This is a genomic window from Microcystis sp., from assembly GCF_048564745.1.
Classification (GTDB): Bacteria; Cyanobacteriota; Cyanobacteriia; order Cyanobacteriales; family Microcystaceae; genus Microcystis; species Microcystis ichthyoblabe_A.
This window is the reverse complement of record NZ_JBLZRT010000084.1, coordinates 1-20,898: the sequence shown is the minus strand read 5'-3', so window position 1 is coordinate 20,898 and position 20,898 is coordinate 1. Positions and strand designations below refer to the sequence as shown.

The 20,898-nt window shown below is 43.3% G+C and carries 23 protein-coding genes, 1 tRNA gene and 2 pseudogenes; 10 read left to right on the top strand and 16 right to left on the bottom strand.

The window, feature by feature from the left end:
* Positions 1–138 precede the first annotated feature (138 nt).
* Positions 139–600: pseudogene (locus tag ACOCD9_RS10645) on the top strand (SAM-dependent methyltransferase); the annotation flags it as partial.
* A gap of 126 nt (positions 601–726) precedes the next feature.
* Here ACOCD9_RS10645 and ACOCD9_RS10640 read toward each other — a convergent pair.
* The 6 genes and pseudogenes from ACOCD9_RS10640 to psbZ all read right to left on the bottom strand — a co-directional run bounded on the left by ACOCD9_RS10640 (position 727) and on the right by psbZ (position 3,923).
* Positions 727–1,974, bottom strand: coding sequence for a glutamate-5-semialdehyde dehydrogenase (locus ACOCD9_RS10640; protein ID WP_287703357.1), 1,248 nt, complete (start codon positions 1,972–1,974; stop codon positions 727–729).
* 10 nt (positions 1,975–1,984) lie between these two features.
* Positions 1,985–2,416 (bottom strand): hypothetical protein, encoded by a 432-nt coding sequence (locus ACOCD9_RS10635; RefSeq protein ID WP_419547393.1) that lies wholly within the window; start codon positions 2,414–2,416, stop codon positions 1,985–1,987.
* Between the two features lie 171 nt (positions 2,417–2,587).
* A tRNA-Gly gene (locus tag ACOCD9_RS10630) sits at positions 2,588–2,659 on the bottom strand.
* 74 nt (positions 2,660–2,733) lie between these two features.
* A pseudogene (locus ACOCD9_RS10625) lies at positions 2,734–3,009 on the bottom strand (hypothetical protein); the annotation flags it as partial.
* A 57-nt stretch (positions 3,010–3,066) separates the two neighbouring features.
* Positions 3,067–3,612 (bottom strand): 6,7-dimethyl-8-ribityllumazine synthase, encoded by a 546-nt coding sequence (gene ribH / locus ACOCD9_RS10620; RefSeq protein ID WP_287703351.1) that lies wholly within the window; start codon positions 3,610–3,612, stop codon positions 3,067–3,069.
* A 122-nt stretch (positions 3,613–3,734) separates the two neighbouring features.
* Positions 3,735–3,923 carry a photosystem II reaction center protein PsbZ gene (gene psbZ / locus ACOCD9_RS10615; protein ID WP_002732865.1) on the bottom strand — a complete coding sequence of 63 codons (189 nt, stop codon included), beginning with the start codon at positions 3,921–3,923 and terminating at the stop codon, positions 3,735–3,737.
* A 163-nt stretch (positions 3,924–4,086) separates the two neighbouring features.
* Between psbZ and ACOCD9_RS10610 the strand changes: the two genes are divergently transcribed.
* Positions 4,087–6,786, top strand: a complete 2,700-nt coding sequence (locus ACOCD9_RS10610) for a CBS domain-containing protein (RefSeq protein ID WP_419547390.1) — start codon at positions 4,087–4,089, stop codon at positions 6,784–6,786.
* Here ACOCD9_RS10610 and ACOCD9_RS10605 read toward each other — a convergent pair.
* From ACOCD9_RS10605 to ACOCD9_RS10595, 3 genes are all read right to left on the bottom strand, one after another.
* The gene (locus tag ACOCD9_RS10605; protein WP_002733784.1) at positions 6,783–6,947 is read right to left on the bottom strand and encodes a hypothetical protein; all 165 of its coding nucleotides are present in this window, start codon (positions 6,945–6,947) and stop codon (positions 6,783–6,785) included. The two genes, ACOCD9_RS10610 and ACOCD9_RS10605, sit on opposite strands and share 4 nt — an antisense overlap.
* A 556-nt stretch (positions 6,948–7,503) precedes the next feature.
* Complete coding sequence (locus ACOCD9_RS10600; RefSeq protein ID WP_419547388.1) at positions 7,504–7,779, bottom strand: RNA recognition motif domain-containing protein; 276 nt, start codon at positions 7,777–7,779, stop codon at positions 7,504–7,506.
* Positions 7,780–7,986: 207 nt separating this feature from the next.
* Positions 7,987–8,280, bottom strand: coding sequence for an RNA recognition motif domain-containing protein (locus ACOCD9_RS10595; RefSeq protein ID WP_002803465.1), 294 nt, complete (start codon positions 8,278–8,280; stop codon positions 7,987–7,989).
* A 429-nt stretch (positions 8,281–8,709) separates the two neighbouring features.
* On the opposite strand from ACOCD9_RS10595, the gene pheS reads away from it, so the two are divergent.
* The 4 genes from pheS (at position 8,710) to cdd (ending at position 12,241) form a co-directional block, all read left to right on the top strand.
* Positions 8,710–9,714, top strand: coding sequence for a phenylalanine--tRNA ligase subunit alpha (gene pheS / locus ACOCD9_RS10590; protein ID WP_287661838.1), 1,005 nt, complete (start codon positions 8,710–8,712; stop codon positions 9,712–9,714).
* A gap of 13 nt (positions 9,715–9,727) precedes the next feature.
* Complete coding sequence (locus ACOCD9_RS10585) at positions 9,728–10,072, top strand: DUF4870 domain-containing protein (protein ID WP_104397935.1); 345 nt, start codon at positions 9,728–9,730, stop codon at positions 10,070–10,072.
* A gap of 74 nt (positions 10,073–10,146) precedes the next feature.
* Positions 10,147–11,274, top strand: coding sequence for an NAD(P)/FAD-dependent oxidoreductase (locus ACOCD9_RS10580; RefSeq protein ID WP_419547385.1), 1,128 nt, complete (start codon positions 10,147–10,149; stop codon positions 11,272–11,274).
* Between the two features lie 559 nt (positions 11,275–11,833).
* Positions 11,834–12,241, top strand: coding sequence for a cytidine deaminase (gene cdd, locus ACOCD9_RS10575; RefSeq protein WP_287703341.1), 408 nt, complete (start codon positions 11,834–11,836; stop codon positions 12,239–12,241).
* On the opposite strand, the gene ACOCD9_RS10570 is transcribed toward cdd, so the two are convergent.
* Positions 12,238–12,534, bottom strand: coding sequence for a DUF433 domain-containing protein (locus ACOCD9_RS10570; protein ID WP_061432135.1), 297 nt, complete (start codon positions 12,532–12,534; stop codon positions 12,238–12,240). The genes cdd and ACOCD9_RS10570 overlap by 4 nt on opposite strands.
* A 364-nt stretch (positions 12,535–12,898) precedes the next feature.
* On the opposite strand from ACOCD9_RS10570, the gene ACOCD9_RS10565 reads away from it, so the two are divergent.
* Entirely contained in the window at positions 12,899–13,735 is an 837-nt protein-coding gene (locus ACOCD9_RS10565; RefSeq protein WP_287703339.1) for an ATP-binding cassette domain-containing protein, read from the top strand.
* Between the two features lie 13 nt (positions 13,736–13,748).
* Positions 13,749–14,213: a hypothetical protein gene (locus ACOCD9_RS10560; RefSeq protein WP_287703337.1), complete on the top strand. Its 465-nt coding sequence runs from the start codon at positions 13,749–13,751 to the stop codon at positions 14,211–14,213.
* Between the two features lie 252 nt (positions 14,214–14,465).
* On the opposite strand, the gene ACOCD9_RS10555 is transcribed toward ACOCD9_RS10560, so the two are convergent.
* Positions 14,466–15,728 (bottom strand): YcjF family protein, encoded by a 1,263-nt coding sequence (locus ACOCD9_RS10555; protein WP_287703335.1) that lies wholly within the window; start codon positions 15,726–15,728, stop codon positions 14,466–14,468.
* A gap of 58 nt (positions 15,729–15,786) precedes the next feature.
* Between ACOCD9_RS10555 and ACOCD9_RS10550 the strand changes: the two genes are divergently transcribed.
* Together ACOCD9_RS10550 and ACOCD9_RS10545 are read left to right on the top strand one after the other, a co-directional pair.
* Entirely contained in the window at positions 15,787–16,962 is a 1,176-nt protein-coding gene (locus ACOCD9_RS10550; protein ID WP_287703333.1) for a DUF4336 domain-containing protein, read from the top strand.
* Between the two features lie 58 nt (positions 16,963–17,020).
* Positions 17,021–17,266: a hypothetical protein gene (locus tag ACOCD9_RS10545; protein ID WP_004157920.1), complete on the top strand. Its 246-nt coding sequence runs from the start codon at positions 17,021–17,023 to the stop codon at positions 17,264–17,266.
* Between the two features lie 57 nt (positions 17,267–17,323).
* Here the strand turns inward: ACOCD9_RS10545 and ACOCD9_RS10540 are convergent, their stop codons facing one another.
* The 5 genes from ACOCD9_RS10540 to ACOCD9_RS10520 all read right to left on the bottom strand — a co-directional run bounded on the left by ACOCD9_RS10540 (position 17,324) and on the right by ACOCD9_RS10520 (position 20,575).
* Positions 17,324–18,460 carry an amino acid ABC transporter permease gene (locus ACOCD9_RS10540; RefSeq protein ID WP_287703331.1) on the bottom strand — a complete coding sequence of 379 codons (1,137 nt, stop codon included), beginning with the start codon at positions 18,458–18,460 and terminating at the stop codon, positions 17,324–17,326.
* A gap of 77 nt (positions 18,461–18,537) precedes the next feature.
* Complete coding sequence (gene psaK / locus ACOCD9_RS10535) at positions 18,538–18,804, bottom strand: photosystem I reaction center subunit PsaK (protein ID WP_002760753.1); 267 nt, start codon at positions 18,802–18,804, stop codon at positions 18,538–18,540.
* 144 nt (positions 18,805–18,948) lie between these two features.
* Positions 18,949–19,185: a 50S ribosomal protein L28 gene (rpmB, locus tag ACOCD9_RS10530; RefSeq protein ID WP_002732080.1), complete on the bottom strand. Its 237-nt coding sequence runs from the start codon at positions 19,183–19,185 to the stop codon at positions 18,949–18,951.
* A 254-nt stretch (positions 19,186–19,439) separates the two neighbouring features.
* A complete protein-coding gene (locus ACOCD9_RS10525) occupies positions 19,440–19,862 on the bottom strand; it encodes a hypothetical protein (protein WP_419547382.1) in 423 nt (140 codons plus the stop codon).
* A complete protein-coding gene (locus ACOCD9_RS10520) occupies positions 19,859–20,575 on the bottom strand; it encodes a DUF433 domain-containing protein (protein WP_419547380.1) in 717 nt (238 codons plus the stop codon). Before ACOCD9_RS10520 ends, ACOCD9_RS10525 begins: the two co-directional genes overlap by 4 nt.
* Positions 20,576–20,898: the final 323 nt, after the last annotated feature.

The following is a 20,898-nucleotide window of genomic DNA, read 5'->3' as shown; positions in this document are numbered from 1 at the left end:
CCTTAAATGTATCTGGATACACGCCACACAAGCGTTTGAACTCTGTTGGCTTTAAAGTTTTTACTTGTTCGTAAGTCATCTTTCAATCTTAACTCTTGGACTATTTTATCCTATTTTGTCTAGACTTATGCAAGAGATCTACTGATGAGCGATCCGATCGCCACTCGTCCAATTCCCGAACATTTGCAAGAAGATCAGCGTTTAAGGGCTATGTGTCTATCGGGGGCCTTGACCTACGATGATTATATTCAACAGTTGATCGCTGCTGGTTTTGGTCAGGTAGAAATTCGGGCCCGTCGTCCCTATCGTTTACTGGACTGTCAGAGTTATAATTTAGCCGAGCCGCTCCTCTTAGAAAGTTTGGATTCCGTTGCTTTTAAATTAGCTATTCCCGAAGATGGGGCCTGTATTTTTACGGGCAGAACTGCTATTTATACTGGTAGGGAGGCAATTTTCGATGATGGTGCAGGGCATATTTTAGCCAAAGGATTGCCAGTGGCCGTCTGTGATAAAACTGCGAGCAACTTAGCTCGTTTCTCTCCCCAAGATATCCTCATCACCGAGTCCACTTGGCACTATAATGGGGGCGGTTGCTGTTAAAAAAGCACGGTCGAGGCAAGTCCGATCCGTCAGTTATCAGTTATCAGTTATCAGATGTGAGTTGTCAGTTCACATTTTTATCAATTATCAGTTTACTGTTGACTGATCACTGATCACTGAAAAAAACTACCCCTGCACTACCTGTTTAAGGGTGGTAAAGGTTTCTAGGTTGATTAACCCCCGGCGCTGGCCTTTTTGGTTGGAAATGCCCAAAAATACCGATTCTCCCTGTTTGGGATTGCGATCAAATCGGGGTGAAGAATTGATATAAACTAAAGCACTATCGGACTCCATGGCGAATTGACGACTTTCTCGATAGGATTCGGTGACAATACAATCGGCATGACCGCTACTATACTTATTAATCCAAGCGATCGCATCAGTGAGGGTATCCACTAACCTAAAGGCCACCGTTTTTTCTAAATAGGGTCTTTGCCAATCATTATCGGTAGCAATAGTTAAATGTTCCGGAAAATCCGCCGCTAATCGGGTATCTCCCCGCAATTTAAAGCCTTTTTCCTGCAAACTTTTAAACAAACGACTTAAAGTCGAAGAATTGTGATGGGGACTAATTAAAACTTTTTCGATCGCGTTAACCGGATCCGGTATGCTGCCATGACTATCGATAATTACCTGACGAGCTAACTCCAAATCGCCACTAGGAGACCAATACAAATAACAGTTTCCCATGGCCGCACGCAAAACGGGAACCGTTGCCAATTGACTCACCCGACCGATTAAACTAGGGCGACCGTAGGGAATAATCAAATTAACATAATTTTCCTGGGTCAGCAACTCCTCTAGGGAGGGACTAGAATCACAGGGTAAACCACTCACACAATCCACGGGTAAACCCACATCTTCCAATGCTTCTTGGATGATTTCCGTAATCACCCCATCGGAATGACTAGAGGCATTGGAACCGCGAATAATCAAACTATTGCCACTTTTTAGGCAAAATCCCGCCGCTACCATCGCTAATTCCGGAAAACCTTCATAGACGAAGGCAATCACTCCTAAAGGCATCCTTTGGCAATAGGTTTGGGAAGGATTGAGTTGATAGGCAGCGTTAATTACCTGTTGCAGCGGATCCGATGCTTCCGCTAGTTGTTGCAATACCTCCACCGTCGTCTCTAAACGTTCGGGAGTTAACCGTAACCAGCGAATCATTTGTTCTGAGACAGCCATCTCTCGACTGACTTCTAAATCGAGGGTATTGGCTTCTAAAATACGATCAAAGCCAGTTTTAATGGCATTAGCGATCGCGATTACTCCGCGATTTCTTTCGTTGCCATTAAATTGACCTAGAGCCAGAAAAGCATTGTATGCTTGCTTAAAGATCGTCAGGGGGGGGGTGGAGGAACTTTCGATCATAGATTCTTATCTAGCGTCGATAGGCTAACCAAAAGATGAACGCGGGCAAAATAACTAATAGCATAACTAGAATTGCCCCAAAAATCACGCTTACCCCCACTTGCCCTGAGCCAAGTCGAAGGGGCGGTGATTTTAAAATTAAGGGTAGCCAAACGATCGATAATAACAGAATTATCCCCACCATCAGGGGTAATACCTCTTGTCCAAGTCGCTGATTGGTACTCACCCAACGAAATCCCGTCCAGCGCCAAGTGCGTTTATAGGGATAGTGGGAGGCTAATTGTTCGATAATTTGACCGTTTTCCTGTAGCACAAATATTTGTTGACAGCGATCGCATCCAAAGGCATCGGTTAATAAAATCGGGCATAATGTCCCTTTCCGACGACAGGGACAGGGATAGTCTTGGTGTAGGTCGATTTTGGTATATTTATGCGGTCGCACAAGCTAAATTTTTGTTTATAAACGGTTGTTTTTAGTCGCTCGTGAGCAATAGCTCAGGGATTCAATGGTTGCCCAAAATCCTCAACCCTATTGCCCACGGATAATTCCCATCTTAAGGGATATCCCTAAATTATTCCTACTAATCTTAAGAGCTATTTCAAGATTTTTTCAAGCGGGCAACGCGATTCGAACGCGCGACATTCACCTTGGCAAGGTGACGCTCTACCACTGAGCTATGCCCGCAAGCAGTTTTTTTACACTTCTATAAGTGTGCCAAATCTCAGAGCATTTGTCAAGTAGTTTGGAGCATTTTTTGACAATGATTCATTTTCTGGCAAATCCCCCAAACCCGTAATAGCTTCGAGAACCACTTCTATCTTAGCCTGTAGTCGGTTGAACTGATGTTCCAAGCGATCAAAGTGCTTGTCAATGGCGGCGAATTTTTCAGCGATATGGCGTTCCATAGCCTCAAAAGCTGCCGTAATCCGCCCCTCTGGTTCTAAATCTAATTCCAGAGTCTTGATTCTCTCGACAGCGTTGACTAATTGCCCTCTGAGTTGGTTAATATATTTGTTCTGTTCAGCTTCGCTCATCAGTGGAACTCCGGGGGAGTGGGGACACCTAAAACCCTAAATTCTCGGGGAATTTTCTTAGCCTTCTATCAGTGCCTGTGGGGGATTATTTTCCAATAATTCTAGGGGTTTATCTTCATCCCGGGGGCGCAATTGACGCATGAGACTAGCCATTTCTAGGGCAGATAGGCCATAATTCCAGCCCAAATTACTTTTAATCCCGGCCCGTTCGAGGGCCTGTTGTAGAGTATCAGTGGTGAGAATACCGAAGACAACGGGAACACCTGTCTGAAAAGAGGCCGCAGCGATGCCCTTAGCAGCCTCGGCGGCAACGTAATCAAAATGGGGCGTTTGGCCGCGAATAATTGCCCCTAAACAAATAACGGCATCGTAACGGTGGGAAAGGGCGACTTGACGGGCTACCATTGGCACTTCAAAGCTACCGGGTACCCAGATATAATCCACTTGTGTGCCATCGGGATTAACATCAACCCCGTGACGCTTGAGACAGTCTTGACAGCCTGATAACAGTTTATCAGTGACGAGATCATTAAAACGACCAATCACGATCGCAAAGTGCCAAGAGGATATATCCTCGGTAAAATTTCCCTCAAAAACAGTCATAGGTGGAAGGGGATAGGGGTTGGGGAGTGGGGGAGAGGGGAGAGGGGGAGAAGGGAGTGGGGAGAGGGGAGAATCAATAAAAATAGTCTCCTGTCTCGGAGTCTCCCGTCTCCTGAACAAGACTAAATCACTAAAAAGTTTAAAATAGCGACGGCAACGACTAAAATCGCCCAAATTGCCGAACCCACATAGAGAAGGGGTTTCGATTGATCCCAGTTTTGGGGGGAAGCATAGGCAACGGGGACACCAATAACCATCAGCAAGGAAAATAAAACTAGGGCAATGAGAAAAAATTGAAAGACAATAGACATGATTGGGTTCTCCTAAAACACTTGATATTAGATAATTCTCCCTGATATAGTACCCTACCAAATTTTGTTACTTAATGGAAATGTGGGGGAGTGGGGAGAAAAAAGCTGATTACTGATTACTTTTTACTGAAAAGCCCCCAACCCCTAAAACCTCAAAAAAACTATGGATTTAATTTTATGTCATCAAACGGCGGATTTTGACGCTTTGGGGGCAGCGGTGGGTTTATCGTTGCTGAAAGCGGGTAGTCGCATTGTGTTAACGGGGGGAGCGCACCCGACAGTGAGGGAATTTTTAGCCCTGCATCGGGATGAATTTGCTTTAATTGAAATGCGTAGTGTCAATCCGGACCGTATTCGCTCTTTAATTATCGTTGATAATCAGTGGCGGGAGCGTCTGGGAAAAGCTTCCCAGTGGCTCGATTTAGACCATTTACAGGCGATCGAATTGTATGATCATCATTTAGATAGTGAAAGCGATATTCATGCCTCTAGCGTCCATTTAGAAGCGGTGGGAGCTACCACGACTTTGATTGTCGAAGCTTTACAAAAAGCCCAGATTAAACCAAACTCGATGGCAGCGACGGTAATGGCACTCGGTATTCACGTTGACACGGGTTCCCTGACTTTTGCCGGTAGTACCCCCAGGGATGCCTATGCTTTGGCTTGGTTAATGACCTGTGCTGCTAACATTAAAACGATCGCCCAATACTGTCAACCGAGTTTTTCCCCGCGCTTACAGGAGTTATTTAGCCTTGCCTGGGAAAATCTAGAGATTAAAACGATCCATGACCGTAAAATCGCCCACGTTCTCCTCCATACTGCCGATTTTATCCCCGGTTTGTCTAGTGTGGCCGAGCGCCTACTGGAATTATCCGATAGTGATGCGCTACTTTTTGGGCATAGTTATAGTAAAGACGAGGAAGATAATTCCCGACAGCGTTTAACCGTGATCGGTCGCTCTAGAATCGATGGAGTGAATCTATATAAGCTTTTTTCCCCCTATAACGGCGGTGGTCATGCTCAGGCCGCTTCGGTGAGCTTTCGCGATGTTCAGCCAGTTCAACAGTTAAATCAACTGCTGGGGGACTTAATTGCCCAAATTCCCCCTTCTCCTACCGCTAGGGATTTAATGTCTTCTCCGGTGCGGACAATTCGTCCCGATACTTCCATATCTCAAGCCGAGCGCATCCTTTTCCGTTACGGCCATTCGGGTTTATCGGTGGTAGATGAGCAGGATCGCTTAGTTGGGGTGATTTCTCGTCGTGACCTCGATTTAGCTCTCCATCACGGCTTTTCTCGCTCTCCCGTGAAGGGATACATGACTTGTAATCCGAAAACTATTACCCCCGACACTTCCCTTCAGGAAATCGAGTCGCTGATGGTAACGTATGATTTAGGGCGTTTACCTGTACTAGAAAACGGGCAGTTAGTCGGTATCGTCACTCGTACAGATGTATTAAGACAGATTCATCAAAATGAGCGGGTGCGTTTTGAAGGGGTTGCTTTGGTTTCCTGTCTTTTACCGACGATTAAAGAGCGTTTAGAGTCGATTTTATGGTCATTCCTGCAAGCTGCCGCCGCTGCCGCTCAAAAACGCGGTTGGCATCTCTATCTGGTTGGGGGTGCAGTGCGGGATTTATTGTTAGCCACAGAAAGGGATACTTTACTGTTACAGGATATCGATTTAGTGGTGGATGGCTGCCATCGTGCCGCCGGTGTGGGTGCGGGGGTAGAATTGGCTAATTGTTTACGCGAAATTTATCCGGGGGCCCGGTTATCGATTCACGGGGAATTTCAGACGGCGGCTTTGTTATGGCACAAAGATGAGCGTTTTGGCTCGTTATGGGTGGATATCGCCACGGCACGCACGGAATTCTATCCCTATCCCGCCAGTAATCCCCAAGTGGAGGCTAGTTCGATTCGACAGGATTTGTATAGAAGGGATTTTACAATTAATGCTCTGGCAATTCGCCTAACTTCGCCGAAAGAGGGGGAATTACTCGACTTTTTTGGCGGTATGTTGGATTTACGCGCCCAAGAAATCCGGGTTCTCCACGCTAATAGTTTTATTGAGGATCCGACGCGCATCTATCGAGCGGTGCGTTTTGCCACTCGGTTAGGATTTGTTATTGAACCCTTGACAGAAAACTATATTAGGTATGCGATCGAAAGTGGAGTTTATGAGCGCTCACGGCAACAAAATCAGAATGCACCCGCTTTACAGTCCCGTTTAAAAGCGGAGTTGAATTATATTTTAGAGGCGGATTACTGGGAAAGTGCCTTAGAAAAGTTGGCCGATTTGGGGGCTTTGCACTGTTTACACGGGGATTTAAGTTTAAATCGGGCTTTATGGCGACAATTGCTCTGTCTCAGTCGTTGGTTAGATTGTTTAAGTCTGGAATTGCCGGTGAATGCTTGGTTAATGCGGTTGGAATTATTAATCGCTTCTCTGGCTGTGGGGGAAAGAATAGCGATCGCTAATAATTTACAATTGCCCAAAGATACTGTGGAGCGTTTACAAAAACTAGAAGTTATGGAAAGGGAGATTAGCAATAATTTTGCTTATGATCGACCCGTTAGTCAAATTGTCAGCTTTTTCAATGGTTATCAGGTTCCTAGTTTGTTATTGGTGGCGGTGAGGAGTGAGACTAGGATTCGGGGTTTAATCTGGCAATATTTAACTAAATGGTCGCAGATTGAGGCTCCTATCGACGGCAATGACCTAAAAGCTTTGGGTTATCAACCGGGTCCCCAGTTTAAATCGTTACTTGCGGCGGTGTTGGGGGCGACTTTAGATGGAATGGTCAGCAATAAAAGCGAAGCTATGGCTTTTATTGCTAGATTAACTAAGTCAGCAGATTAGGTATCGGCTGCCCCTTCATTTTCCGAAGATTGTCTTTGATCGCTGGAATAACCGCCTCTACCTCCTCTGGTGGTGGTACGATTAGAAGCAGCCCGGAATTGACGAGCGTAGGCACGGTTGCGTTCCGCTTTTTCTTTTTTCAAATTACGACGTTTAGCCACAAGAATCTCCTTGGGATATTAGATAGACAAGCGGGGAAACGAGCGATCGCTTCCCCCATTGACAATGAAAAGAAGTTAATTGACATACCCCACGCCGTAAACGGACGTGGATTCTTCTAGCATCACTGCTGAGAATTTCTGGCTCAACGAGTCCACTTGAATTAGATTCCTGGCGAAATCTCACCCAGAGGTGGTTCTCTCCTCAGACTTTCGCGACCTTACAGAAGCCTGTTCTCGTATGCCCTACGATTATAGAACCCCATAACTCTAGTTTTCAAGGCTTCGGCCGTGAGCTCAGCCGAACGGTGCGTTCATCCGGCGATGACTGGGTTTTTTAAGCGGTTGCTTACCCTGCCCGCTATTCCTAATAGCATACATCATAATAAAGTCGCCCTAAAAGGGTGAGGCTTTAAACCCAATTTTTCGGTAATCATAGCCTAGAAGCGACGATCTAGCAATTCTCATTTTAAGGTTTCATGACATTAAAACCCTTGCACCTAGAGGGGTTAATAATTCTTAACGAATCTCTAGATCGCTGAAACAACGCAAAATCGTTTCAAAATGAGAATAGCTGGCGACGATCATTGGGACCTCTTGGACGAGATTGATTGACTCTTAATTGCCGTCCCTTGAATTCGGCGCCGTCAAGAGAGCCAATAGCACTCGCTTCTTCATATGGGGTTCCCATTTCCACGAAAGCGAACCCGCGTTTTTTTCCCGTTTCCCGATCCGTGGGAATGTCAACGTACCTGACTGAACCATATTCGCTAAAAAGCTCCTTTAAGTCTTCTTCGACAACCTCCAAGGAGAGATTACCAACATAAATTGACATAAAACCTATCCTCGCACAGATAAAAACAACAGATTTATTGAACACCATTGACTGTCGGAAATTTTGAGATGACGGAGTAGGAAGTTTAACCTGCTTCCTCACGTTCTCACGGTTGGCAACCTGGAGCTATTCTGGCACAAAGCTGGCCTAAAAGAATGGGGTTTTCAACCCAAATTTCCGATAACCTAGAATGGTTACGATCGGGGATTAGTAGCGACGATCTCGATTGCGATTGCCACCACCGAAGGAAGGTTTGGGTTCTCTTTCACGAGCTTGATTGACTTTTAATTCCCGTCCCATCCATTGGGCGCCGTCAAGAGCGGCAATAGCCTTCGCTTCTTGCTCTGGGGTTTCCATTTCCACGAAAGCGAACCCGCGTTTTCTTTTCGTTTCCCGATCCATGGGAAAGTGAACGCGCTTGATCTCACCATATTCCTTAAAAACCTCAACCACGTCTTCTTGGTCAACCTCGAAGGGGAGATTACCAACATAAATTGACATAAAACCTATCCTTGCACAGATAAAAACAACAGATTTGTAGAGAACCAAGATTTCGGGAACTAGCTGAACCAATACTAAACAGAAACGCTTTGACCATTAATACTGACAACGAGCCGCAGTGCCGACTTTTATTCTCAACCTCCATCCTAGCACATAGCTAAGTAGGTAGGCGTTAAAAGTTGTCAGATGCCCCCCTTATTAAGGGGGGATTAAGGGGGGATCCCCCCGCCTATCGGCACCCCCCTTATCAAGGGGGATCCCCCCGCCTATCGGCACCCCCCTTATCAAGGGGGGCAGGGGGGATCGAACCTAAAATCCATTTTTAATTTAATTATAACCAGCTACTTATTAGCTTTGATCGATGCTGCCGCTCCCGCCACCCGAGCAGATAAACTAGACTAGAATGCCGCCCTATAAAATGCCCTAATTATGAGTTTATCCCCCCATCCGATCGAAACTGCCCTAAAAACCCTGGCAGCGAAAGCGGAAAATTCCATCGAACAAACAACAACCCTAGAAGACTTAGAACAGCTAAGGGTGAATTATCTCGGTAAGAAAGGAGAATTATCGCAGATTTTACGCGAAATGGGCAAATTAACCCCTGAAGAGAGACCGCGCCTCGGTGCGATCGCCAATGAGGTCAAAGAATTAGTACAATCGCTGCTGGAATCCCGGCGAGAAAGTCTCCAGAATGCCCAAATTAAGGCGAAATTAGCGGCGGAAACCCTCGATGTCACCCTACCTGCTCTGAGCCGTCCTTTAGGGCGAATTCACCCCTTAAATAGCACAGTTGATCGCATGATCGATATTTTCGTCGGTCTGGGTTACAGCATCGCCACCGGGCCGCAGGTAGAAAGCGATTATTATAATTTTGAGGCTTTAAATATTCCTGCTGACCATCCGGCCCGGGATATGCAGGATACTTTTTTCTTGAGGGATGGTCGTTTATTGCGGACCCATACCTCTCCGGTGCAGATTCGCTACATGGAAAGTCACGAACCCCCGATTCGGATTGTGGCCCCGGGCCGCGTTTATCGTCGCGATACCGTGGATGCAACCCATTCTGCGGTTTTCCATCAAGTGGAATTATTAGCGGTGGACCGGGGATTAACCTTTACGGATTTGAAAGGAACAATTAAAGAATTTCTTAAGCAAATGTTTGGGGCCGATTTACCAGTTAAATTCCGCGCTTCCTACTTCCCTTTTACCGAACCCTCGGCCGAGGTAGATGTGCAGTGGAAAGGCAAATGGTTGGAGGTGATGGGCTGTGGTATGGTGGATCCCAATGTCTTAAAAGCAGTCGGTTATGACCCCCAAATCTATACGGGTTTTGCTGCTGGTTTTGGTGTGGAAAGATTTGCTATGGTATTACATGAGATAGACGATATTCGCCGTTGTTATAATAGTGATATCCGCTTTCTCCGCCAATTTTAGGGGGATAAACCCGATGGTCAAGAGTGAAGATTTAACCAAAAAAAGACTCCTATCCGTGGCTTGTCATGCTTCGATCCTTTTGAGTGCTACGCTGGTATCGGTGGGGATTCCCTTAGCTATTTATTTCATTTCTGATGATGGAACGGTGAAGGAAAACGCCAAAGAAGCTTTAAACTTTCACCTGAATATGTGGTTATACTACCTAATTGCTGGGATTCTGGTTTGGGTTTTAATCGGTTATTTGCTCTTACCGATTCTTGCTGTGGTGAATATTGTTCTCCCCATTCTTGCTATCCTGCAAGTCTGGAAAGATGCCTATAAGGTTTTCCGTTATCCTTTCATTTTCCGGGTTCTGTAATTAATTATCGGGGTTGAAACCTGTTCAACCCTTTTTTAGTCCTATTCCCACTAGAAAAATAGCCTCTGGAGTTTATGACTAAAATTGTCATCATCGGTGCGGGGATAGTGGGGGCCACCATTGCCTACGAATTAAGCGCCATCAAAGGATTAGAAATTACCCTTATCGATGAAAAAAAACCGGGACAAGGAGCAACCGGGGCAGCTTTAGGGATTTTAATGGGGATTATCAGCCATAAAACTAAAGGTAGAGCCTGGAAACTGCGGCAAGAAAGTTTAAAACGTTACGAAACCCTCCTTCCTGAGCTAGAATCCCTCACCGGACTGACTATTCCCTGTAACCGTGATGGTATTGTCCTACTGCGATCGAGTGCCGAAGACGAAGAAAATTGGCGCACGTTAGCCCAAATCCGCCAAGAACAGGGATATTGTTTAGAAATCTGGGATAAAGAGACTTTAAACCAAAAATGTCCCCAGGTGGCCGGGGAGCATCTCCAGGGTGCTATCTATTCTCCCAGGGATCATCAAATTAATCCGGCCCTGCTCACGGAGTCTCTCGTCGATGCTGCGGCAAGAAGGGGGGTAAAATGTCAATTTGGGGTAAAAGTTGAAAATTTCGGGAAGACAGAGCTTCAAGGCTCTAATTTGAGGCAATGCACCCAGGTTTATAGTTCCAATGGTATAGAGGAAACTGACTTTTTGATTCTTTGTGCGGGAATCGGTGCCACTGCTTTAACTGAAACTCTTACCCATCCAGTGGAGATCCGACCGGTTTTAGGGCAAGCTTTACAGATAAAATTGACGCAACCCCTAGAAAGTTCCGATTTTAAGCCGATTTTAACGGGAAATGACCTGCATATTCTGCCTTTGGCCGGAGCAGAATACTGGATTGGAGCAACGGTGGAATTTATGGACGAAAAGGGCGAAATTATCGCCGATACTGCCCTATTAGAACAAGTGTATCAAAAAGCGATCGCTTTTTGTCCCTCTTTGGCTGCGGGTGCGATCGTGCGTACTTGGTCTGGTAAGCGACCGCGACCGGAGAAAAAATCCGCTCCCATCATCGAATATTTGCCCGGATACGATAACGTTATTCTGGCCACGGGACACTACCGCAACGGGGTTTTATTGGCCCCCGCTACCGCTAAAATCGTCAGGGAAATGTTAAGTGATAAGTTAGGGTTGGCTGAAAAAGTTTGTTGATAGGGTTAGGGGTCGGTATTCGGCTTTTTTCTCCCCTCTCTACAATAATTACTCGCAGCCAGAAATACGTTGGGGGAGTATCATACTTTGTGCTTTTTGTCAAAAAAACTTTTTTTTTGCAATAAAACTACATAAAAAAAAGATCATCGTTGTGGGTGAAATTGACTGATTTACCCGTCTTAATTAGGATCACCTTCTAGGTCTGGCAAGGGTTTCAACCATTGCTGCCCAAAAAAGCACAGAAAAACCCATTATGAAATTCTATCAAATCGCTGTAACCTTGATAACATCGTTGTTAAATAAAAATCTTTCTCAATTAATTCTTAAGAATTTATAAATATTGCGGAATGTTAATTTAAATATTCTCAAGTTTTTGCAGTCAATAAATAATTTTTGCTTATCTTTGTCGGAAAATAGAACTCCTGCAACAATCCAACATCTACCATTGGGTTAGGAGTCAGTTATCAGTTATCAGTTCACTGAGAAAACTCCCCACACCCTACACCCTACACCCTACACCCCACTTCCCCAATTCCCCAATTCCTGCTATCGGCAGCCGATGACCCTATCTGACCAAGAAAGACAACAACTCTGTGACACTGCTCGGGAAGTGGCGAAACTTTCCTATTCTCCCTATTCCTGTTTTCGGGTGGGGGCGGCGGTCTTGACAGATAAAAAGATTTATGCTGGTACTAATGTGGAGAACGCTAGTTATGGCTTGAGTTTATGCGCGGAAAGGGCAACTTTAGCGCAAATAATCGCAGCGGGCGATCGAGAAGTACGGGCGATCGCTATAGCCTGTATCGATGGGGTGAACAAGGATGATATTAGTCAGTTAACTCCCTGCGGAGCCTGTCGTCAATGGATAGCCGAATTAGCACCGCAAGCAGAGATTATTGTCTGTGGAACCCAGCAAAATTATTGTTTTAATCTCTCGGATTTACTGCCTTTTTCCTTTCGTTTTTAACTGTGGGTATAAAAAGGCGACTTAGCAGCTTGATTAGTCATATTTTCTTGTACTTGTTGCCATTCCAGGGTGATTTCTTGGTCAATTTCTTCTTGATGGTCAAAATAGTAACCCATGGCTGCATGAGCTTCGGCTAGGGTTAAATAAAGGTGTTGACGACAGATTTCTTCTACCGACCAACCATAGGCGATGTAGTCCATGACAATTTGAGCAACGCGGATACGCGGTAATCTTTGTAAATGTGCGGGTTGGTCGTCACTTTTTTCTATGTGTGGATAGGTTAGAGCTAACATAGGGCCTCTAGTTAATTGACTTGACCCATTCTAACAGTTTTAGGCGTTGCTGAATCAAGATATGAATGCTAATTGTGCATCCTATCCAAAAGTTATAGTCATTTCAGATAAGTCTGATACATTAGACCGTTAGGTGAGGAGTCAGACTTCGGACTGAACAGATGCGATCGCTATTATTCTCGTTTCTGATAGCCGAAGATTTCTTCAGTCTGTTATACTGGGTGTGTAATTCTGGATCAGATCAATTTGGTTAGACAGAAATATTGCAATATGTCCCAATTCAGATTAGGGCTGGCAGTATCATACAATCACCAAAGTTGATCAATTAAGTTAAACTAATTTAGTAACCCTATGGAAGTCAATTATGTTTGTTGAAACCATTGAGGCAATTGGTACAGGTGTAGGCGTAATTGAGATTTCGGAGAAACTATTTCCCACATTTAAGAGAATTTTTAATTTATTGAAGAATGGAGAATTAAAAATTGCAATTTTTGGTGCTGGTGGCACGGGTAAAAGCACCCTCGGTAAGCTATTATCGGGTGAGTTTGAGTTAAGCGGTCTCCTGCAAACTTATCAAGAGTCAATATCAATTGAACAGTACAAGCTGGAAAGTAATAAGATTGGCTCAGTAATAGTTGCTCCTGGCCAAAAGCGTCGAGAAGATACTTGGGATGATCTTTTAAGAACTTTGGTCGGTGGAAAAATTAAGCTAATTATTCATGTGGTGTCATGGGGTTATCACTCCTTTGGAGAGTTTAGCTATACTCAGCACCGGCTGTATCAAAGTGGTATGACTTTAGAGGAGTTTCTAAGAGAATATGCGGCAGTTTGTCGTAATCGAGAGTTAGATGTTTTAAGAAGAATAGAGCCACATTTATCAATTGCTGATCAAAGAAAAACCATAGTAATTACTTTAGTTAGCAAGCAGGATCTATGGTGGAACAACAGGTTAGAGGTTAATAAACACTATGTTGAGGGAGCCTATGAACAACTTATCCAAAATATTCGTAATAAGCGAGGAGCAAACAATTTTATTCATGAATATCGCTCTACCTCATTAGTAATGGAAAACTTTCTTTCAGGAGATAATGAGTTACTGATACCAACTACCCAAGGTTATGATCAAAGATTAAAAGTTGCCAATTTTAGGTATTTTCTTAATGCGATCGAGTCTCTTTTTCAAATCTCATTGAGCGTTTAGGAGAAGTAAGCTAATGGCTATTCTTGATGAGGAAGACAGAAAGCTGATTATCTCTTTGTTAAATGAATACTCTGAGAAGCTTCTTAATATATGCGAACAAATAGATAGGCAGCAAAGAAACTTAGATTTTTTATGGTTGCTGTCGTTGCTGTCGTTGCTGTTAGCATTTGCTGGGACGATGGTGGGTTTTTATTGGTTACTTTCTACAAAAATAACTACATTTATTAGAATTATTCCAATAACTAGCGCTGTTTCGCAACCATTCATAATTCACATTTATTTTAGAAAGCTAGAATTATTGCAAAAAGCTTCAATAATATCTGCAAAACTTGAGAAAGTTATACGAGCTGCCTCTCAAGCTCAGGAACATACTACCATGACATTTTTCGGCAATCTTGAAGTAGATTTGCGTTTATCAGATGCAGAATATGCTCTACAGCACTACAAGAATCTGGTCAAAAAAAGAAAATTCTTTTGATATTTCTAAGCTCAATTAGGGTTTGCTGAATAAATCTAAAAACCTTGTTGGGTAAGACTTTTAGACTTTTTTTCCCTCAAAAAGTGCCAACCATTGGAGTGATCGGGGGTAAAATCCCAGGACTTTTTCCCTGAAAATTAGGTAATTGACCCCCTCAAAATCGGTAAAACCCTACACCCCACCTGCCCCCCCGATGTCGGGGGGGTTGGGGGGCCACACCCTATCCCCACGAAAAACTTTTTGCCGCAAACCCTAATTATCTCCTCCCGTAGCGACATTTTTAAATCTTTCTTGGGCAGCAGAAAAAGCCTCTTTCATCACCCTTTGAATCCTCTTAGGATCGGGTTTTTTACCCCCCATTAAATCGCCAAAATAGACACAAGCGCCCTCTCCTAGGGCCCAGGTATAGGCAGCGGACCAAGAAGCGGCGATAACACTGCCAAAACCGGGGATAAATTTCACCAATTCCCGACCGATGGCCTGGGCCAAAAAGCCGCCAGCGATCGCACTGACGACTCCGCCGGCTTGGGATGGGGTTAAGACTTGACCGTATAATTTACCTAAAACCCCCACCATTGACACTTGTAGGGCGGTTAACACGGGCATAGTCGCTAAGGGTAAGGGAATCGCCGCCAAGGTTGCCGCTATGACGGAAAAGGCTAACATATAGCGTCGGGCCACGTCCCGATAGAGATTGCCTAATTTATTGCTGGTTTCCCGATCTAAAAGTTGGTGGATGGTGTTAGCTTCGGCTTTTGGCAATAAATCGGCTAAATTGTCTCTAAATGCCTCTAAACCGTAAAAAACGGGGTTATAATCGTCTTCCTCTAGGGTAAAATCTATTAGCACAGAATTGTCATATAAATCCTTAAAAGTTTCTTTAATTTCTTGATAGGCGCGATTGATATCCTCGAAATCGGGAGGATAGGGGGGATGATCAACGGTATTAGGAGGATAAAGCTGATGAAGACAGGTGACAGCCAGTAAACAGGGTATTTTAGGATATTTTTGCCGCAGTTGTTTGGTAATTTCCAGAAGGCTATCGGTGGCAAAATCATCAATTTTTACCGTCACGATAAAAACTTGGGCGCGTCCCGTGTTTTCGGCTAAATCTGCTAATAATTCCGCGATTACCGTGTCTGTGTGTTGATAGGCATCCCCTAACCCCACCGTATCGGTAAAAATCAACAGGGGTAAGTCTTCTGCGGGGTAGGTGTAGCGCTGGGTGTTTTGGGTATGGGGACGGAAACCTTGCCCGACGATTTCCGCCGAAACTCCCGTTATTCCCCGAATAATCGAACTTTTTCCCGTTTGCGGTTTGCCGATTAACAGCGCCTCGGTGGTGGGCAATTCTTGACGGACTTTTTCTAAAATTTCCGCCACTTGAGTGTCACTAACACTAAACCATTGCAGGACAGTATTAGTCAACTGGTCGATGGGGAGTCTTTTCATCACTTCCCCCGTGAGACTATTCCAAGTATTGACCAAAGAATCAATGGGCAGTTTATCAGTCATGGGGATTAGAAGGGTTTATGATAACTAAAATAGAGATTTTCAGCGATAGAATCAGACGATGACAAAAGCCGCAATAACCCCGCAAGACTTATCATGGCCTTTCTGGCCAATTGTACCACTTTATCCCTACGGTCAAAGACGGACAATTCGCCAAGAAGTGGTGAAAGATACGCTCTGGACATTTGAGCAATTGCAGGGTATTTTCTATGTGGTTGTGCCGATTCGCATGACGGTAATTAGGTTAGCATCCGGGGGTTTATTTGTTTATGCACCTGTGGCCCCGACTCCGGAATGTATTCGCTTAATGCGTGAGTTGGAAAGTGAACACGGGGAAGTTAAATATATTATTTTGCCTACGATTTCTGGGATTGAACATAAGGTTTTTGTTGGTCCTTTTGCCCGTTATTTTCCTAAGGCTATAGTTTATGTTGCTCCTAATCAATGGAGTTTTCCTCTTAATTTACCTTTGAGTTGGTTGGGTTTACCGGCAAAACGAACGGAAATTTTACCTGCTGACTCGGCAACCACTCCTTTCGGAAAAGATTTTAGTTATGAAATTTTACCCGCAATTGATCTGAATGTGGGATACTTCTCGGAAGTGGCTTTTTTTCATCACTACTCTCAAACTCTGCTGCTGACTGATGGCATTATTTCTATCCCAGAAAATCCTCCTGCTATTTTAGAATTAGACCCCTATCCGCTGCTGTTTCACGCTAAAAATAGTGCTAAGGATCTGGTAGAGGATACCCCAGAAAATCGCCGTCGGGGTTGGCAAAGAATTTGTCTTTTTGCTCTTTATTTTCAACCTCCTGTTTTAGCTGTTCCCAATTGGATTAAGGTGTTTAGAGATGCTTTTAATGCTAAGGAAAGGAGTAAAAAAGCCTATTTTGGTTTATTCCCTTTTCAATGGGGTGATGATTGGCAAAGGACTTTTTTAAATTTGCGTCGCGAGGGGAGGTTAATAGTCGCGCCAATTTTGCAAACTTTGATTCTTAATCGCACTACTGACGAGGTTAGTCAATGGGTTGAGCGAATTTGCCAATGGCCGATTAAACAGGTTATTCCTTGTCATTTTGCTAGTCCAATTCAAGCTGATAGTCAAGAGTTTCAGCAGGCTTTTTCTTTTTTGTTAAAAGATTCTTATTTACCTAAAGATGACTTGGAATGTTTAGAAAGTATTGATAGTTTTTTAGTGCGCTGGCGATTGACTCCTCCCCCCGATAAAAAATTGTAATTTATGGCTAAGAACTGCTATAATGTATTCGGTTGTTAGTTGATTGCTAATCAAGGTTATGCAAATTCCCGAAAATCCCAGTAATGATGACATCAGAGAAGCGTTGATTCAATTGCGAGAAGAACTTGGTCAAAAAGTTGACCGCTTAGAATATAAATTTGATGCCTATCAAAAAGGTACAGATGGTATGGTAAGAATGGCTACTACTATCATCATTGCCACCGCTTCTGTGGTGGTTTTATCTAGTCTTAGTCCTGCGGTGACAGCAATTATCACCGCTTTATATTCTGCTAATGCTCATTAGTTACTTTATCGCTAAATTCTGGTGCGATTCGGTGCGTTAGGCGCTTGCTAACACACCCTATCTTTCCTGAATTTTTACCCGTTGATTTAATTGATTCATAGCCAGAGAAATCACCAGATTAAAGAATAAATAGGTGGCCATAACTACTATTAACATTTCTACAGCTTTTCCTGTCTGATTAGCGATGGTACTAGAGATAGCATAAATATCATTATAACCAATAGCGATCGCTAAACTAGAGTTTTTAACCAGATTTAAACATTCATTAGTTAAAGGAGGAATAATCACTGGCAAAGCTTGGGGAAAAATTACTAATCTCATCACTAATAAAGGTTTTAATCCTAAGGCTTTAGCTGCTTCCCATTGTCCCCGATTAACCGATTGAATCCCTCCCCGTACCGTTTCCGCGATAAAGGCAGCTGTATAAACAGTTAAACCGATTAGGAGAGTAGCAAACTCGGAAGAAAGATGTAAACCGAAGTCAATATTTTGATTAAGAGGATTAACTTGGGGACTTTGCCATTGTAAACCCCAGATTAGAGGAATTATAACTAGGATTATTAGGCTAGTTAGGCATAAACCAAGTTTATTTTTTATGGATAAAAATAATGAGAGAATTATTCCTAAAATAATGATAGCTAAAGTTAACCATGTCCTGAAACTATTAGCGGGGAAAGGTAAATAGACTCCTGAGTTATTTAAAAATATACTGCCAAAGAACTCTAAAGATTCCTCAATCTTCGGCAGTTTCAGAAATACAGCAAAATACCAAAAAAATAATTGTAATAATAGGGGAGTATTGCGAATAGTTTCCACATAAATTGTTGCTAACTGACGAATTAACCAATTATCCGACAAGCGACCTAACCCGATGACGATTCCCAGACTAATCGCCAAAAATATGCCAGTAATCATAATGCGGAGAGAATTAACTAATCCCACCAAAAGAGCGCGAAAATAGGTATCGGTGGGACTGTAGGCAATAGGAGAGTCACCAATAGCAAAAGAGGCTGGTCGGTCAGGATCAAAGAGAAAGCCAAAGCCAAAACTTAAGCGTAGGCGTTGGAAATTAATCACTAAATTGCGACCAAAAAACCAGAAAATTAGGCAGACAATTAGCAGGATAATTACCTGTAGAAAAATCTTCTGAAATCGCTCATCGTACCAAAAAGAATTTTTTTGAGGTAAAGTCATATTTATTATATAGTCCAGAATTTTTCACAAAAGAAATCGGTGACTTTTGGCCACCGATTAAGAAAATCAAAACATATTTAGATAACTCCCAGACGGGAGAGACCGAGGATGACACCGGCACCGAGGACATGACCAAAACTGGTAGTACCCAGTAAAGCGCCTAATCCCATACCACCGAATAAAGCGGGGGAAGGTAAAGCAGGACCGACATTTTGTTGTTGAATAGTCGCTTTACCGAAAGCAATAGCGAGAATATTGCAGATAATCATGACAATCGCCACTTTGGGACTCCATTCGCTGGAACCTTGTACGGCGGTGGCGGCCATTAATAGGGTTGAATACATTGAAATTCTCCTGAACAGGTCGTTTTAAGTTTTTAATCTTAAAGGTAGTTTTCACCCCACATCACGCCCTGTTGCAATACTTAATAATCAAAAGCAGAGGAGTCAACAATAAGGCCGATTCGTCTCCACTCATGAACTACTCGCTTAGTACAAATTCAAGTTTAAGCCTACTTCTCTAGCGAAGACGGCTAATCCTTTCTTTTCAATGGTTTTGATAGCTTTGGTGGAGATGCGTAGTTTTACCCAACGGTTGCCTTCCGACCACCAAACTCTTTTCCATTGTAGGTTAGCTTCTTGTAATTTTTTGGTGCGACGGTGGGAGTGGGACACCGCATAGGCGTTATTGGCCTTTTTCCCCGTCATAGTACAGACTCTAGACATAATTTACTCCTGTGCGATCGATGTTTGTCAATAGTCAACCTTTCTAGTTTAACTCAAATCTCGCCAGAAGTCCCCCCCTTCCCCTGGGTGAAGTGAACGGAGATAAATTTAACAGCAAGTGGGGGGATTAAGAAGTTGATTAAACCGGTTCACTGCTCAGACAATTTCGACAATTGCATCAAAGGTAATGGTGAGAATATTGTCAACAAATTTAGCTGTAATTTTTTACTGAATAAAAAATATTTTAATAAGTTTTACATAGTTTCTATTATTCTAGTTAATTCATTTTTATTTTTCCACAATTTTACTTGAAAATCTTGGTATATTTTGGCGATAAAAGGGGCTTGATTACCTTGAACTATTTTTTCGATTTTATCGATTGTTTCGACAAAAATATTAATCATGGTTTGACGAGGTAAGTTGCCAGAAACTAGAACAAATACTTGAGCCTGATAACGGGCTATCTGTTGAACTTCTAAAATATTTCTACCAATGTTTACATCTTTAGTTAATACTATCCATCCTCTTTGAATAACAATAGGTAGCCACTCCGTATCCGGTGCATCTGGGGCAAAATGGGCATGATGAAATTCAATTTTAACCCCTATTTCTTGCAAAGCTTCACCGATAGATTTTCCTAAAGCGCGGTCTATAAAATAGGTGTATTGATAGGTCATGCCGCTTGCCAATTGGACTCGAATAAAATCGCTTTTTCAATTTGCCAAGGTTGACAATTATAATCATTGGCAATATCTTCTATAGAGTCCCCCGCATCATAAAGTTCTGTGACAACTTTAGTGGGAATTCCTGTTCCTGTGATCACGGGTTTTCCGAAGGAAATATTAGGGTCTATCTTTAGGACTTTATTGCTGAAGTCTTCCCCATTTATGTCGATAGTGGGAAAAAGCCGTGTGGCGATATCTTGTTCATCCCATTCAATACGAGTTAAGAGATTATTTAAGAATTGTTTCATCGTCAATTGTCCCGAGCGGGAGGCATTAATTAAATGTTCAAATTGTTCAATAAAAAGGTCAGTTCCATCGGTACTAAATTGTTTTTGAACTAGAGGATGATCGGTGTTAAATTGTTCACTAATATAGTCTAGGGCAAGTCTAACTTTATCGAGAGGGATGTTATGAACTTTGCGAATAACTCTTAAAACGTGCGCTTCCACTAAGTTAGTAAAGGAAAGTTGCGGAATATTCGGATTAGGTCGTTGAATGAGGGGTAAAAACTCTTTTTGTCCTTTTTTAGTGGGGTAGGTGCGTCCTCGTACCCACGTTCTCAGAGTGGGTAAAGGAATATGGAGATAGCGCGCAGTATCGGCTATAGTGTAGGTGGGAACATGATAGAGATGCTCTAGAGATAAGGGAGATGATGCTTTGACCATCGTTAATATTTTGGTGAAGTTGTTGAGATGAGATTATCGCCTATCATTTCATTTTAGCTAATTTTGGTATCCTTGAGGATAGGGATAAAGCAGGGTACATCTTATTTTTGTAAATCTAGCAAGTTGGGATTTTTACGCAAAAACTCTCTGATAAAATTGGGCATTACTTCCGACTTTATTAATCAATCCAAGCTTTTGGGGGGTTCTACCCCCCAAACCCCCCGTTGGGGGCGTGGCGCGGTCACTGAGCGTGTCGAAGTGCCGCCCCCAAACCCCCCGCGCATTAGCTTTTCGGTGGGATGCTTACACGCGATTGTTCATAT